This window comes from Pseudoalteromonas sp. NEC-BIFX-2020_015, from assembly GCF_012952265.1.
In the GTDB taxonomy this organism is placed as follows: Bacteria; Pseudomonadota; Gammaproteobacteria; order Enterobacterales; family Alteromonadaceae; genus Pseudoalteromonas; species Pseudoalteromonas neustonica.
Genome location: NZ_JABCJL010000013.1, coordinates 123,982 through 139,900, shown reverse-complemented (window position 1 = coordinate 139,900; position 15,919 = coordinate 123,982). Strand labels below are relative to the sequence as shown.

The following is a 15,919-nucleotide window of genomic DNA, read 5'->3' as shown; positions in this document are numbered from 1 at the left end:
CATAGAGCGTTAAGCTTCTCCCATTCATTGGAATACTGGCGCGCAATACTTGAAACATCCCTTGTCCATTAATAGGTGACCAATCGACTAATATGATGGGGGACTTTTTATTTCCAATTAACTGCGCAGACATATAGTCATAAAAGAAAAGGCGTTCGCTGTGTAAGAGCGTGTTACCGATTAGGCGGTCAGCGCGTTTAATATCATTTTTCTTTGTTGTTTTTGATAGGCTTTTCAAGCCTCTACCTAAATATGTCACAGACACACGTTGATCATGCATGCCAGAGTCAATGAAGGTAAATAACGTGTTTAATCGAGTAGAGTGAATTTCAGGGTAGGCAGCAGCGATATCATTCTGTATTATATTTGTGATCTTCATGGCTCTTGTTTTAAGTTGTTTTTGGCGAAGTAATTTGATCACAATTAGTCATGAAGGTCGATCCCCTTTACTCATCTTTTTTTAATTCATTTCGTGGGGATTCGTCAGTACCCAAACCACCTCAAGATGCGAGTTTCAGTTGGAATTAAAAGCGATTTAGGCAAGGCATTGGTGCGTCAAGCTAAGCTTGATCCATCTTGCAGGGTGCAAGTCCCTGCCGGGCAAGGTCTAACTAACCACCCGATGGCGTATTCACTAAACCATCAAGTGGAAGCCCTCAAGGTGGAGTTATCAGCCCAGTGTTGGCTAATATATATCTGCATTATGCTTTAGATCTCTGGTTTGAAAAGAAAGTAAAGCCGAGGATGCGTGGAAGAGCAATGATGATTCGTTATGCAGATGATTTTGTTTGCGCGTTTCAATTTGCAAATGACGCAGAGCGCTTTTATAAAGTGTTACCCAAGCGATTAAAGAAATTTAATTTAGACGTTGCGCAAGACAAAACATCATTAATGCGATTTAGCAGATTTCATGTTGGTCGAAAACGTCACTTTGTATTTCTAGGGTTTGAGTTTTATTGGGGCACAGATTCAAATGGTAAGCCACGACTTAGGCGACGAACGGCTGCGAAGAAGCAAAAGGCGACGCTGAGTGAATATTATCAATGGATCAAAGCAAGGTATTCATTAAAATTGAAAAACTGGCTACCTCAATTGAGGCGAAAACTGATAGGATTTAGAAATTACTTTGGTTTACCAGACAACAGCCGTAGCTTATCCAAAATATATGACTATGTGCTACATAGTTTATATAAATGGCTGAACAGGCGTAGTGGTCGACGAAGTTATAACTGGAGTAATTTCAAGAAGATGATAGAGTATTTTAACATTGAGAGTATCAAAGTCAGCAAGCGAAGTATCCTTGTTGATTGGTACTAGTGTCGTGTGTTTTACACGAGCGAATATATAACTGAAGAGCCGGATGCGGTAGTTCCGCACGTCCGGATCTGTGTGGGGTCGGCTCAGTAATGGGCCGCTCTACCACGATATTGCAAGTAATAGTGGTTCTATTATTAAAATCAATCCCTTATAAAAGTAAAGCAGTATAAATCGCTTTTAAACCAACCCGTTGGGCGTTTCACAGAGACTTCCTCTCATCGTTGTTCCTTCTTAAAAGGGACGGCCATTCCTACAAAGTAACGCCTTGATATTAAGCCTCTGTGAAACGCTGAATTCTGCATCTTGAGGTGGCTTGGGTATATTAAATAAATGCTAACTGAGTTGATTGTTGTTTTATCAATATCGAACTCGTTTTGAAACAGATTTTTAACACTATGTTTTTTATGAATTTTTAATTTGTATTTTTTACTAAATTTATATTCGGTACTTTCGTCACGTCGACAATATTAGTAATAATTCTTATTTAACAAAAATGGCGAGGATCGGATGAAGCAGTTTTCTTTAGTTGCACAGGCGGTAGGTTTAGGTATTTTGGTTGGGACAACTGGGTTTGCATACGCGGATGATGTAACCAAAATCGATGCGAAGGAACTTGAAAAAATAGAAGTATTGGGCAAACACTACCGGAATATTGGTGCAACGGGATTACCGCTTGCCATTGGTGATACACCACAAGCTATTTCTTTAATTGATGCTGAGTATATCGCATTGTATGACTTAAACTCTGTGGGTGATGCGCTTGAGCACAGTGCGGCAATTCATACTGATCCTTCACCTTCTGGACGTGATCGTTTTGCGTATTCAAGAGGTTTTGCTATGAACCGTTATTTAGTTGACGGTATGGTATCGGCGGGTCGTACCTTTCAAAGTTCATTGCTTGATGCCAGCATGTTTGAGACGGTTGAAGTGATCCGAGGCTCAACGGGTATGCTACAAGAAGTCGGGCAGCCGTCAGGGACTGTTAATCTTATTCAAAAACGCGCACAAGAGAGCTTTTCAGGTTACGTAAATGCTGAGCTAGGTTCTTGGGGGAAGCGTCGAGTAGAAGGTGATGTGACTGGTGCACTGACAAGTGATGGTTCAGTAAAAGCACGTGCGGTTGCGGTCTATGAAAACGCAGATTCGTTTCAAGACCGTGTTAATAGTGCACGTAAAGTGATTTATGGGACAATCAGCGCTGAGCTAACTGATGACTTTTCGGCTTCAGTATTCTGGTCGCAACAAGAAGATGAACTGGATGAATATTCAGGCGGTTTACCATTTAGCTATAACGATGGTTCTGTGTTTCACGGTGACATTGGTCACAATGACAACCCAAGCTGGGTGTATGAAGATGCCAATCAAGATAATGTGATGGTTGAGCTACAATATAGTTTGAATGATGATTGGTCTATTCAGGGGCGCTATCACCGCTCAGATGTTGAGTCAGACGGTATTTATTTTAGTGCAGATTCATTACCCGATGTTGAGTCTGGATTATATTATTCATACTTTAATCACTCTGATCGCGATCATGAAAGTGAGCGTGCTGAACTGAATTTAACAGGTAATTTTACGTTGTTAGCTCGTGAGCACAATGTGACGTTTAGTGTCGCAGATGCTAGCTTTACAGAAGTTGAAACGCGTTCGTTTTCGCAGGGCTCTCCTGATATCAATGCGAATGATCCTAGCAGTAGCGTAAGCATTCCAAAACCTGTATTTTCTGATCCTTCAATCACTAATTCAGAGCAAGAGTCTAAGAACTACCGTATTGCTGCTAATTTAAATGTGGCTGAACCTATTAATATTCTATTAGGTGCAAATTATAAAGATATTGACTCACGTGCAGGCGCTGGCCATGTATTGAGTGATTGGGTCAACAACAGCGATACTAGCCTATACATTGGCGCAACTTATGATGTTACAGAAGCGGTTTCAGTGTATAGCAGCTACACCGACATTTTTGAACTCCAAATGGTATTCGATAAAAATGGTGACTTACTCGATCCAACAGTCGGTAAAAACAAAGAGATAGGGGCACGTTATTCATCGCTCGACGGCAATTTAAATATTGATGTCGCCTTGTTTAAGATTAATCAAGAAAATTTCGCTATTACAGACACGAGTGCAGCAGCAGCCCGTATTTATAAGTCAGTTGATGGCGTAGAGTCGAAAGGCTATGAAATTGAAATCAGTGGTTATATTAATGATCAATGGCGTGCATCAATCGCGTATAGTAATTTAAGCCTGTCAGATAACAATGAAGGCCGTATTTCTAAAATCGTGCCTGATAAGGTGGCTAAGTTTAATACGGATTATGAGTTTGATGGCCTGTTTGCAGGATTAACCCTTGGTGGATTTATTAATTGGACGGGTGAAAGGCATGGCTTTATTGCTAACCCTGATTGGAGCTTTCACTATCCAGAGTTAAGTGCTTATACTGTCATTGGCTTAGTGGCAAACTATGAAGTGACGGATAATCTAAGTGTCAAAGCGAATATTAATAATGCATTTGACAAAGAATATGAAGGTAAGGTTTCATGGTTTAGTAGCAGACCGGGCACGCCTCGTAATTACTCAGTACAGTTAAATTATCGATTCTAATACCGCCATACAGTGACACCTTAAAAAGGAGACATATGCCTCCTTTTTTTGTTAATGATTAACGCAATTATCAGGCTTAAAAAGTCGCGCCGCCGTCAATCGTGAGCACTTGCATGGTGGTGTGTGAAGAAAGCTGTGATGCAACAAAAACAATACTGCGCGCTATTTCATCCGCGGTGGCAATTTTTTGTAATGGGATCCCCAGCTTATACTCTTGGGCAAAGCCAGCAATGACATTATTAGCACCAGATTCATCCTGCCACATGCCCGTTTGCATGAGGGTCAACGTGGAACCAGGAGCTATCACGTTACAGCGTATGCCATAATTTGCAAGCTCTAGGCCCGCAGTGAGCGTTAACTGAGTAACTGCAGCTTTAGATGCGCAATAGGCTGCCATTTTTTGTCTAGGGGTATTCGCCGCATTTGAACCAACCGTGACAATGCTGCCTTGTTGGGTGGTTTTAAAGTGATCATAACAGGCTTTTATAAATAAAAAAACGGCACTGCTATTAATGGTTTGGCATTGTGTCCATTGGGCTATGGAGAGCTGTTCAATGGTCTCGAATTCTAAAACGCCCGCCACATTAATCAAATTATAAGGTGCCAAGCCTTGAGCAACCAATTCACTTAATGTTGCTGCTAATTCCGTTAAATTTGCTAAATCACAGTGCACAGGTTTATATAAACAAGCGGTGTCGCTGAAGTGTTTGTCAAAGCCGATTACTTTGGCCCCCAGTTTTGCGAAATGTTGTGCGGCACTGAGCCCAATCCCTTGACCTACACCCGTTATCCAAATAATTTTGTCTTGGTATTCGGTATTTAATTGTGTATCAAAAGACATGTTTAGGCTCCTGTATAAGGCATTTTACAAGTTCAGATAACGCAAGAGTAGGCTGGTTTGCCCAGCGTATCGCAACGTCAAAAATCTGTGCTTGGATGGCATTGACTTGGCTTGGCTGATACCGTGCTTCATTCACATCAAAGTCAATATTCGCAGGGGTATCACCCAGCAAGTGAATTTGCAACATGATGTCATCAGTGGTGCCTGCACTGAGAATATGGCTATGCGTTTCAATGCCTGCATATTTCGGATTGCTCGAAAACGGTAGTAAATTAATAGTTGGACCAAAGACAGTCAATGATTTTCCTTGCTTCTGTCGGTCGCGTTTTAAAGATTCAACACGGTAGCTTTGCAGCTGCTTTAACGCTTTTATCTGGTGGTTCACTAATGCGGTGATGTCTTGTAATGTCATCTCAGGTGCTAAGTTTAGTGGCAAAGGTAATACATTGCTTTGTACACAGGGCGCAGACAGTTCTGCCATTGACTGGCGGTTCATCATGATCAGGCCAAGTGTGACGTGATAATGCTGAGTTTTGGCAATTAATGCGGTTGCGATCGCGGCTAATAGTATTTCTGAGCTACTTGAATTAATTAGCGACGCTGCTGACTGAATGGTTTGCCACTGAGCACGCGTAAATTGCTGGCTAGTCCGTATATTTGCAGTAGTGACGTCGGCTTTACTGTCACTAAAACTGTGGATTTCGCCTATATCATCAAGCCATTGGTTTAATGTTTCGCGTGCTGAGTCAACTGTTGCTAAATAGGCGGTTTGTTGCTGTGCCTCAAGTAAAGTTTGTTGATCAGAAAAGCGTAAATTTGGCAGTGCTTTATCTTTCATGAGTGCGTTATAGCTGCGACTCAATGCCTGGCTAAAGAGACCAAACCCATAGCCGTCTAACAATAAATGATGCGCTAAGATCATTAAGTAATCTTGAGATTCGCCTCTAAGGAGTTGCAACTGCATTAAAGGTTGTGATGATAAGTCGAATGATTGGCAGAGTTTAGGAGCCATAAATTGCTGAGCATATTCAGCAATGTGTTCAATATCATGTTCAAGTTGAATGATCTCGATAACAGGGGTGTTATGTGCTGGTTGTAGCGAGGGTGTGTAATCCGCATCATGGGGAAAGCGACAACTTAAGGTATTACTGGCTTGCCAAACATGATTGAAAGCATGTTGCAGCGTAGTTGCTGCAACTTTACCTTTGAACACCATACATTCAGCAACATTAAATAACTCACCTCGGCCACTAATGGTGTGGAGTAGCCACATGGCATGCTGAGATGTCGTCAGTGGTAGAGGTTTTGCTATTGTATGGGTCATTAGTCGTCCTTGCGCTCTTCCAGTAATTCAACCCACGCAGAGAGGGTTGGAATTTGCGCTAGCTCGATGAAATTAGTCTCAATACCTTGTTGTTGCCACAGCGCAATAAGGTTCATTACTTGCACTGAATCTAACCCATAATCAATAAGGCTTTCAAATTCATCAAATTCGTCTGGTTCACAGTCAATAAGTGGCAGAATGTGTGCTTTAAGCCCGTCAAGAGAGGTTAAGTCTAATGTTTCTTCACCTAATACTTGCGCAGTATTGACGACTTTTCCGCAGCGCTGTGCAACGAAATTCAGCGCCATTTGATGTTCATCATAACTAAAGTCAGCAACGGCATCGGCTATGACAAATGGCTTAATATCACGCATAAAGGCATCAACGGCGGTGGTCATCACACCAATATGCGCATAAATGCCGACGATGAGTAATTGGTCGCGGTTTGAGTTTGTTAAGCGTTCTTCAAAGTCACACTTTTGAAAAGCACTGTAACGCCACTTGGTTAAAATAATGTCTTTGTCAGTGGGGGCAAGTGCATCAATCACAGGTTGTTGTGTTGGATCTTGTAGACCATCCCCCCACATGTCACGAAGTAATCCGCGCTCCTGAGTACCTTGCTTAATAGGCTGTGCAGTGTAATAAATAGGAATGTCGTGCTCATAGCAATAGTGTTTTAATGCTTGAATATTGGCGATAACGGCATCGATAAGCGGGTTGTTTTCACCATAAAAGTTAATGAAATAATGCTGCATATCATGGATAAGTAACGCAGCTCGCTGTGGATCAACTTGCCAATCAACGCGGTTGTCTGGCAGTTGTGCTTCTCGTGGTAATGGGTAGTGACTTAACTTTGGAATACTCATAATTAATCTTATTGTTGTTCAAATGTAGCACGCAGTGCTTTCTTATTGACTTTACCTACTGCGGTTAAAGGCAGTGCTGCAACGAATTGGAATTTATCCGGTACTTTAAAATCAGCAATACCTAATTGGCGTAAGTATTTTCGCAATACTAAGGCAGATAATTTAGTTGGTGGGTTTTCTTGCAGCACGATAAATGCGCAGCTTTTCTCGCCGAGAGTGCTGTCTGGCATCGATACTATTGCCACATGTGCAATGTCGTTATGGCCTAGGAGTAAGTTTTCTACCTCTTCGGCGGCAATTTTTTCGCCACCGCGATTTATTTGATCTTTGTCTCTACCTTCAACAATTAAATGACCTGATGGCAGCTGTTTAACCAGATCGCCTGAACTATAAAACCCTTCATCATCAAAGGCGTCAGCATTATGAAGCGGAGATTTATAGTATCCTCTAAAAGTGTATGGGCCGCGTGTAAGCAGTCTTCCTACAGTGCCTTGTGGCACGTCATTTCCTTGTTTATCAACAATTTTAATTTCGTCATCAGGGCTAATGGGTTTCCCTTGGGTGTTGATCACAGACCAGATGTCATCATCATGACGAGTGTAATTAACCAGGCCTTCAGCCATACCGAATACTTGCTGTAACTGACAACCTAAAATAGGTTCGACTTGCTCAGCAACTTTAATACTCAGCTTTGCGCCACCGACTTGGATGAGTTTTAGACTGGTTAAGTCATACCCTGCTTGCGCCGCGTGACTCAGCCATAGTTGCAACGCTGGCGGCACTAACGCGGTATGGGTAATTTGGTAGTGCTCGATTAATGAAAAGCAGCTAGTTGGGCTTGGATCTGGTGCAAGTACCACACTTCCTCCAGCATGGAATACGCCAAGTGCACCGGGAGAGCTTAGCGGAAAATTATGCGGTGCGGGTAAGGCACATAAATAGCGCGTTTCACCATCAAGTTGGCATATCTCAGCACTGGCAACCACACTGTATAGGTAGTCATTGTGAGTACGTGGTATCAACTTAGGAGTGCCGGTACTGCCTCCTGATAGTTGAAAAAAAGCAACGGCACTGGCATCTAAATGAGTAGGAGTGAATTTCATAGGTTGTTGGTAAGCCTGCTTTAACTCACTGTTACCTTTATGATGATCAAGTAATAAGGTGGTTAAACAGCTAAAACGTTCACTTAGCCGATCACTAAATTGATTATCTAAAAATAAAGCATGTGATGACGATGCGATTAATAACTTTGGTTGTAAAATTTCGCAATAGCTATTCAACTCAGTTTGCTGATGGTTAAATAAGGCACATACTGGTGCAACACCTAATTTTAATAAAGCAAAGAAACTAATATAATATTCAATACAATTAGGTAATTGGATCAGAGCAGTATCACCAGCAGATAACCCTTTTTGCTGTAAGTAGGCGGCTAAATTGTCGCTATAACTAGCCAGTTCTCCATAGCTAATAGACCGACTGCCATCAGCGACAGCAATGCCTTGTGAATTGGTCTGCAGTTGTTCATCAAGTAGGCTGGTAAGCGGCTTATCTTGCCAATACCCTTTACGACGATAACGAGCAGCTAGATCGTCAGGCCAAGGAGTGTATTCAATTGTCATAATGGTAACTTTTTTGAAGAGAATAATAAGATTGCTGAATGCCTAATGCGTTCAGCATAGTGTTTAGTTTTGCTTCGGTTTCTTGCCATTCTAAATGTGGTTCAGAGGCCGCAACGATCCCTGCCCCTGCAAAAAGTCTTGCTGTGTTCTTTTGTATTTGGGCGCAGCGGATAACAACGACCCATTCACCATTACCATATTTATCACACCACCCGATAATGCCTGAAAAATAGCCTCGGCTTTGCCCTTCAAGGGCTGCTATTTGTGGATAAGCCTGAGTTGTTGGCTTTCCACAAAGTGCGGGAGTAGGATGTAGTTGATTCGCAATTGATAATACGTGAGTATTGGCGTCATGCAGCGTGCCCGTTAGCTCTGTTGATAAATGCCACATGGTGGCAGTGCTAAGTAAAGAAGGCGTGAGGGGGGTGTGTAAGGTATTGCAAAAGGGAGTCAAAACTTGCTCCATGTCTTCAATAACAACACTGTGCTCAAAGCGATCTTTATTTGAGGCCAATAATATTTGTTGGCGTATTAGCTCCTCATTAGGACAGCTATGGCGCGCAATTGAACCAGCCAGCGGGTTGCTTAGTACTTGGTGATCGTTTTTATACAGTAGGAGTTCAGGGCTAACCCCCATTAACACACATTCGTCTGATACTGGAAACGAAAAATGATAACCGCTTTGGCTTTGTTGTAATAAATCATGAAGTAACTGCTCTTTATTAATGGCTTCTTTAAAGCATAAATCGACTTGTTTACTTAATACTATTTTTTCAAGCTGCTCAGTATTAAACAAAGTTTTTGCATGTATTACTGCATGTTCAAACTGTTGTTTGGATTGTAAATAACGCAGTGATTGCAAATGATTTTGGGGATCTTTATAAACACTCAATTCGGCGTTTAGACAAGCCGTAAAAGCCCCTTTATCCCAACGAGTAACCTGCCTAGGAATAATAAACTGTGCCTGCTCTGATTTACAAAAAGGCAATACCCCAAAAGCAAGCGTATCATCACTATAAGTGGCTAGTTTTTGACGAAGTGAGTCAACTAACTCAGCGGTATCATCGATTTTAATACTGAATTTATCAGCAATACCTTGGCTGGCTAAACAGTATTTGGAAGAGACAAATAAACAATCATACTGACTTTGAAAGTTTAAAGTCGAGCGTGAGTTAGCACTGTCAAAGGCATGTGTTGCGTACATAAAAGCTCCTTACTCGCTGTTTGCGTGATAGCTAAGAAATAAATCCATACTGAGGTTATTAACGTTTTCTCCAAGACGAAAAGTGTTGGCAAAGATTTAGTCCTCAGCGCCTGTTTAAAGCGTAATGATCAATATGGTGAGACAGTTTAGGGCAATCATTACAATAGTGTTTGGCTGGAAGCTCATGTAACAAGCAGCATTCGTTGCGTAGTTGATAGGAGTCATTATGACTGTTGATGATAATAGGTTTTTTATAAAGAGGGTTTATCCTATCGCCAAGCTTTGATTGCGTTAGCAAAGTTGATTTATCATTCTTTAAGCGCGTATTTGGCCCTATGGCTGATTCTATTGTGGTTAAGAAATGCTTGATCCGAAAGGCACAATTACTCCATAACACTTTAGGCGCTATAGAAAAATGTTTGTGCAACCAAAGGTGTAGGGGGGCGAAGTGATCAAATATTAGCTCTTCATAGCGATCAAAGGTTTCAGTTTTTGGGCGTAGGTTTCCCTGATGCAGTAATTGTAACTGTTGTAATTGGGGATCCCAGTAAACTGCCTCCAGTGCTAGCGGGAGGGGGCGTGCTAATACGCTATGAGAGGCTAATATACTGGGTAAAACTCGTAGGGTGTAATGCATATGCCAAATTGATGCTTGTGCTCTTGGCTTTGTCACGTTTTGCGCCAAGGTAAAGTTCTGTATCGAAGACATAAGCCCATTTGGGTCTTGCATAAAATTATCAAGTGTTGGATTCTTTGTAGTGGTAACTAATGTTACGCCCTGAGCATAAGGTTTAAATGGCCCAGAAAAATATGACTCTAGTACAGGTAGCATAAGTCTCACTGTGAATAGCAAAAAGTGTGTTTTTCCTTCAATGTTGTAATGACGAGGTAAAGGCTAATTTTTTTAGTTTTTTATCGTCCTGTTACTATATAAATTAAATTTAGGAACGACAGTGCTAGGGGATTTAATTAAGAAAACACGAGGGCGCTTTATTGCGACGGCGTTAAGTAGCGTATTATTTGGTTTAATGAGTGTGTCTTTGGTCGCGCTTATAAACGAGATAATTAATGGTAACGCACAGCAGCGAAGCACGCAGTTTATCTATTTTGCGGTCTTAGCGAGTGGTGGAGTGATCTTACAGTTAATTTCCAAATTAGTGTCTGAGCAGTTAAGTGAGCAAAGTCAATCGGTTATTCGCCAACAAGTTGCAGAGCAGGTCATAGGCGCTAAGTTGTCTAATTTAGAGCAGCTAGGAGCTGCAAAAATTAAATCCTGTTTAACCGAGCATAGCTTAAATGTGGCTAGCTTTTTTCAAAGCTTACCCAATATATTAACTAACGCCGTAATTGTAATTGGTGCATTGGTTTATATGGCATGGCTTGATTGGCGAGTGTTTATATTTGCATTACTAACTCTGTTTTTAGGCTCGTTAGGTTATAGCCTCGCTAATGTAAAAGCATTTAAAAAAGTAACCGAGGCTGCCTCTTTACAGGATCAGCTATTTAGTCATTTTGATGCAATAACGGCGGGTGCGAAAGAACTTAAGTTGAATAAAGCTAAGCGCACCTTGTTTAAAAACCAAATTTTAGGCCAAGCAATTACATTACTTAGAGAGCGTCGTTTGCAAGGTGCGACAATTTATCATATAGCCTCATCATGGGGTGGGTTTATGATATTTTCGTTTATTGGTGGTGCATTGTTTTATCTCAGTCAAACAACGGATATTAATAGTGCAAAAACAATGTCGGGCTTTGCGTTGTTATTCTTGTATATGTTAACGCCTTTAGAAGTTATGTTAGATGCGATCCCGCGAGCAGCATCAGCTAAAGCGTCTGCAAACTCAATATTAAAATTAACAACGAAGTTAGATCAAGTTACTGAGACGGAAAATCTTCCTTTAACTCACTTTTCTAACTTAACAATACAATCTCTCAGTCATCGTTATTACCATGAACAAAGTGATGAAGTGTTTTCTTTATCACCTGTCGATCTAACCATAAACCAAGGGGAGTTGATTTATTTAGTGGGCGGAAATGGCAGTGGAAAAACGACATTCGCCAAAGTATTGTGTGGATTATATGAAGCAGATCAAGGCAATATAATTGTTGATGGAAAGCACGTATCAATAAACGAACTAGATAACTACCGCCAATTATTTAGCACTATTTTTAGTGATTATCATTTATTTGACCAGCTTTTAGAGAACAACGCACATGCATTGGAAGCTCAAGGTAATCAATTAATTAGAAAACTCAATTTACATCATAAAGTGCAAATAAAAGATGGAGCCTTCACCACGCAAAAACTGTCACAGGGGCAGCGTAAACGTCTTGCTTTAGTTGCTGCTTATTTAGAGGATCGCCCATTTTATTTATTTGACGAATGGGCTGCCGATCAAGACCCCGTTTTTAAAGATGTTTTTTATACAGAGTTGTTACCAGAGCTAATTGCCAATGGTAAAACAGTGTTTGTGATCACCCATGATGATAAATATTTTCACCTCGCTGATAGGTTATTACGGATGGAAAATGGATGTTTAACGCAGATTAACAACATGGAAGAACATATACCCAAGCCACCTCAAGATACAGTTTCAGTTGGCGTTAAAAGCGATTCAGGCAAGGCATTGATTGCAAATAATGGTTGTTCCCTTGTTAAAATCAATAACGCAGTATAAATCGCTTTTAAACTAACCCGTTGGGCGTTTCACAGGCGCTTACTCTCATCGTTGTTACTTCTTAAAAGGGACTGCCATTATTGTAAAGTAATGCCTTGATATTAAACACCTGTGAAACGCTGAAGTCTGCATCTTGAGGTGGTCTGGGTATAACACGTTACTTGCAGTTAGCGAGGCGTTTTAAATTCGCACTCCGTGAGTACAACAGTATTATTACATTGATAAAATACGGTTACGCAAGTGCCTTGAGGCACTTGCTCTGAGAGTGTTTTCGTTATTTTAAATTGTAGCTGTTGCTCATTAAAAGCAATAAGCTTGGCGGCTTCAAAACCAAAAAACTGCTTTACGCTTGGATATAAGGCTTTAAAAATACTTTCTTTAGCTGAAAAAACAATCGTTAGTGGGTGCGATATTTGCTCAGCCAGTTGCTTAAATTGTGAGTATTCCTCTGGATGCAAAATTTGCTTTTGTAGTTCTTGTTCTTGTTTGTCACTCATCAATTGCTCTATATCAATGCCTATTCCAGCAATATCCGCACGGTGGCATGCCATCGCCATGGCGATTCCTTGCGTGTGAGTAATGCTGCCAATAATATTATCTGGCCATATTGGCGCGCGATCATTACCTGAAAGAATATCGCAAGGGTGAATATTGAGTGAACTGAGTACCTGTTTTGCACAAAAACGGCCTGCCAAATATTCAGCTTTTCGTTTTGCTACTGCTTTTTGTAATTGTGGCGGTGAAAAAATCTGATAACGAAAAAAGTCATTTTCAACAAGAAAATTATTATCAAACTCATAGCAAAAAGCGTTGTAGGGAAGTTGGGGAGGAAGCTGAGTATAAAGGGAAAATTCCATGAGTGATTTACACTTATCCTTAGAGTAAAATTAACATCTTGATAATACGTTAAAAATATAATAAATACAGTAAACGCCACGACTTAATTGTTACCTTTTAGCATATTAGCAGTAGACGAGCATCACTCATAACGTTAACTTGGAGATGCATTTTTAATCGTAAAGAAAAAGGAATATATATGATTGGTTATACAATGTTTGGCACGAATAATTTTGCCAAAGCGGTGGTGTTTTATGATGAGTTACTCGCTTTATTAGGAGCGACACGTTTTTTAGAGACCGATAATTTTGTCGCGTGGAGCAGTGGTGCAGATAAGGCTGGTTTTTCAATAACAAAACCTTATGATGGACAGTCTGCAACAGTGGGCAATGGTACGATGATCGCGTTAGCTGTAGAGAACCCAGATCAGGTTGACGCATTTTATGCCAAAGCAATTGCATTAGGTGCAACAGATGAAGGCGCACCTGGTCCGCGTGAAATGCCTGGATTTTATGCGGGCTATTTCCGTGATTTAGACGGCAATAAACTCAATGTATTTTGTTTTATTCAAACAGCTTAAATTTTTATACTCAAGGATTGAAGATGAGAAGATCAGCAGCGCTGTGGTTAGCATTAGTTTTTGCTATGCCTGCTGGCGCGCAAACACACGGTTCTAACAAGGATGATAAGATTGCGGTGAGCTTATCGTATGATGATGCCTTAGCGAGCCAACTTGATAACGCAATACCTGCGCTTAATAAGCTTGGTTTTAAGGCGTCGTTTTATATCTTGCCCGATGCGCAAACGATGCAATTACGCATGAATGAGTGGAAAGCTGTTGCCAAACAAGGCCATGAGCTAGGTAATCATAGCTTATATCATCCATGCAGTGGCTCAAAACCTTACCGTGAATGGGTCAGTGATGAACATGATTTAGATCGCTACACCCGTGCACGTGCAATACGTGAGGTGCTTAGCGCGAATGTATTTTTACATGCAATAGATGGTAAAACGCAGCGTACATTCACACCGCCTTGCTTTGATACACAAGCAGCAGGTGAAGACTTTATAGAGCCGCTTAAGGCGCATTTTATCGCAATTAAAGGGGTTGATGATAATGGCCGCTCAGTTTTATGGGCTCCATCGAATGTTACAGGGCAACAGCTCATTGATTATGTACGCAATGTCTCAAGCCAAGTGCAACTTATAAACATTATTTTTCATGGTGTTGGTGGGGATCATTTAAGTGTATCGGTTGATGCGCATGCACAGTTACTGGATTATTTAGCAGCTAATACAAATAAGTATGACGTTGACTCATACATTAATATTATGCAAAAGCAGGCGAAGGAATAAGCTGTGTTTATAGGTGAAATGGCAAAGCGCTCAGGTGTTTCGGTCAAAGCGATTAGACACTATGAAAACATTGGACTGCTAACAGATATAACACGCCAAGGCAGCTACCGTATTTATGATAACGCTGATGTCGAGTTTGTCACCCTTATTAAGCGCGCGCAGTTATTGGGTTTAAGTTTAGCGCAACTAAAAAGTTTAAAAGTCACTCGTCATGACTTAGATTGGCCAGCTGTTGTGGAATTACTCGAAGCAAAAAAGCAGCAAGTATTGGATGATATAGCTGCACTTGAGCAACAAAAAAAATTGCTAGATTATTATCATCAAGACATAAAAATATGCTTAGATAAGCTTGACTCTGCCCTTTAGGGGAGGGTGTATGCTGCTGCTTTTAAAGGAGTAGTTAGTATGAAAAAAAATATATTAGTGATTGATGCAAATCCAAAAAGTAGCAGTTTTTGTGATGCATTGGCAAAAGCATATGTAGCGGCAAGTCATAGTGAAGTACAATACCTGTCTCTCAGTACTATGCAATTTAACCCTGACTTAAGCAATGGTTATGACAGCGAACAGCCATTAGAGCCTGGTTTAGTCGAATTTCAAGCAAAGTTACAATGGGCTGAGCATATTGTATTGTTTATCCCTGTTTGGTGGGGCGGTTTACCTGCAAAATTTAAAGGGTTGATTGACCGTACTTTCCTACCTGGTTTTGCATTTAAATATCAGCCTAATAAAACCATTCCCGATAAACTATTAAAAGGCCGCACAGCTGAAGTTGTGTTAACCCTTGACACTCCCGCTTGGTATTATCGTTTCGTCCAAGGTGCTCCAGTGACTAAGCAGCTAAAACACACTATTTTAGGCTTTTCTGGCATTAAAGTTATCTCAACTGCATATTTCGGTCCAATTATCAGTTCAACGCCAGAGCTGCGGGTTGAGTGGTTAAACCAAGCCGCAAAACTGGCAAGAAAATAAAACTACTAGGGCGTGTTGACCTTTCGTGATTGATTTTGCAGCAGTCTATTTGGTATTTAGGCAAGGCAGAGCCTATGTGGTGTGGTTGCTCCCCATAAATAGGCGATAACGCAGTATAAATGCCAAACATGCGCTGCCCAAAGGGTTCTTCCTAGGGGCGATTAACTCTTTGTTGCCTACACGGATGTAGGTAAGGGGCGTGAGCAGGACGCGGAAGCTTTGCTCGATTTTTACTTAGCCCACTAGGTTACAAATCTCGCGCCGCGATTAAATAGCCCCTAGATTGAACAAATTTCAATCC

General features: G+C 41.0%; 13 protein-coding genes and 2 pseudogenes. 7 read left to right on the top strand and 8 right to left on the bottom strand.

Annotated elements, in window-relative coordinates; genetic code table 11:
• Positions 1–379, bottom strand: a pseudogene (locus HH219_RS11745) (IS4 family transposase); the annotation flags it as partial.
• A 275-nt stretch (positions 380–654) separates the two neighbouring features.
• Between HH219_RS11745 and HH219_RS22415 the strand changes: the two are divergent.
• Positions 655–1,317, top strand: a pseudogene (locus HH219_RS22415) (reverse transcriptase domain-containing protein); the annotation flags it as partial.
• A gap of 507 nt (positions 1,318–1,824) precedes the next feature.
• Entirely contained in the window at positions 1,825–3,921 is a 2,097-nt protein-coding gene (locus tag HH219_RS11735) for a TonB-dependent siderophore receptor (RefSeq protein ID WP_169327559.1), read from the top strand.
• A gap of 76 nt (positions 3,922–3,997) precedes the next feature.
• Here the strand turns inward: HH219_RS11735 and HH219_RS11730 are convergent, their stop codons facing one another.
• The 6 genes from HH219_RS11730 to fhuF all read right to left on the bottom strand — a co-directional run bounded on the left by HH219_RS11730 (position 3,998) and on the right by fhuF (position 10,607).
• On the bottom strand, positions 3,998–4,762 hold the full coding sequence (locus HH219_RS11730; RefSeq protein ID WP_169327558.1) for an SDR family oxidoreductase: 765 nt from the start codon (positions 4,760–4,762) through the stop codon (positions 3,998–4,000).
• Positions 4,752–6,086: a condensation domain-containing protein gene (locus tag HH219_RS11725; RefSeq protein WP_169327557.1), complete on the bottom strand. Its 1,335-nt coding sequence runs from the start codon at positions 6,084–6,086 to the stop codon at positions 4,752–4,754. Before HH219_RS11725 ends, HH219_RS11730 begins: the two co-directional genes overlap by 11 nt.
• The gene (locus HH219_RS11720) at positions 6,086–6,952 is read right to left on the bottom strand and encodes an isochorismatase family protein (protein ID WP_169327556.1); all 867 of its coding nucleotides are present in this window, start codon (positions 6,950–6,952) and stop codon (positions 6,086–6,088) included. The genes HH219_RS11725 and HH219_RS11720 overlap by 1 nt, the downstream gene beginning before the upstream one ends.
• An 8-nt stretch (positions 6,953–6,960) precedes the next feature.
• Complete coding sequence (locus HH219_RS11715; protein ID WP_169327555.1) at positions 6,961–8,571, bottom strand: (2,3-dihydroxybenzoyl)adenylate synthase; 1,611 nt, start codon at positions 8,569–8,571, stop codon at positions 6,961–6,963.
• Complete coding sequence (locus tag HH219_RS11710) at positions 8,561–9,775, bottom strand: isochorismate synthase (RefSeq protein WP_169327554.1); 1,215 nt, start codon at positions 9,773–9,775, stop codon at positions 8,561–8,563. Before HH219_RS11710 ends, HH219_RS11715 begins: the two co-directional genes overlap by 11 nt.
• A 103-nt stretch (positions 9,776–9,878) precedes the next feature.
• Entirely contained in the window at positions 9,879–10,607 is a 729-nt protein-coding gene (gene fhuF / locus HH219_RS11705) for a siderophore-iron reductase FhuF (RefSeq protein ID WP_169327553.1), read from the bottom strand.
• A 121-nt stretch (positions 10,608–10,728) separates the two neighbouring features.
• Between fhuF and HH219_RS11700 the strand changes: the two genes are divergently transcribed.
• Positions 10,729–12,453 (top strand): cyclic peptide export ABC transporter, encoded by a 1,725-nt coding sequence (locus tag HH219_RS11700; protein WP_349251617.1) that lies wholly within the window; start codon positions 10,729–10,731, stop codon positions 12,451–12,453.
• Between the two features lie 167 nt (positions 12,454–12,620).
• Here HH219_RS11700 and HH219_RS11695 read toward each other — a convergent pair whose 3' ends face one another.
• Positions 12,621–13,310 (bottom strand): 4'-phosphopantetheinyl transferase superfamily protein, encoded by a 690-nt coding sequence (locus HH219_RS11695; RefSeq protein ID WP_169327552.1) that lies wholly within the window; start codon positions 13,308–13,310, stop codon positions 12,621–12,623.
• A 179-nt stretch (positions 13,311–13,489) separates the two neighbouring features.
• Here HH219_RS11695 and HH219_RS11690 point away from each other — a divergent pair, with 179 nt between their 5' ends.
• Genes HH219_RS11690 through HH219_RS11675 form a run of 4 tightly spaced genes read left to right on the top strand, consistent with a single transcriptional unit; the run spans position 13,490 to position 15,618 of the window.
• Complete coding sequence (locus tag HH219_RS11690; RefSeq protein ID WP_054203974.1) at positions 13,490–13,870, top strand: VOC family protein; 381 nt, start codon at positions 13,490–13,492, stop codon at positions 13,868–13,870.
• A gap of 23 nt (positions 13,871–13,893) precedes the next feature.
• A complete protein-coding gene (locus tag HH219_RS11685) occupies positions 13,894–14,646 on the top strand; it encodes a polysaccharide deacetylase family protein (protein ID WP_235575681.1) in 753 nt (250 codons plus the stop codon).
• A 3-nt stretch (positions 14,647–14,649) separates the two neighbouring features.
• On the top strand, positions 14,650–15,012 hold the full coding sequence (locus HH219_RS11680) for a MerR family DNA-binding transcriptional regulator (protein WP_054452502.1): 363 nt from the start codon (positions 14,650–14,652) through the stop codon (positions 15,010–15,012).
• Between the two features lie 39 nt (positions 15,013–15,051).
• Positions 15,052–15,618 (top strand): NAD(P)H-dependent oxidoreductase, encoded by a 567-nt coding sequence (locus tag HH219_RS11675; protein ID WP_169327551.1) that lies wholly within the window; start codon positions 15,052–15,054, stop codon positions 15,616–15,618.
• The last annotated feature ends 301 nt before the right edge of the window (positions 15,619–15,919 follow it).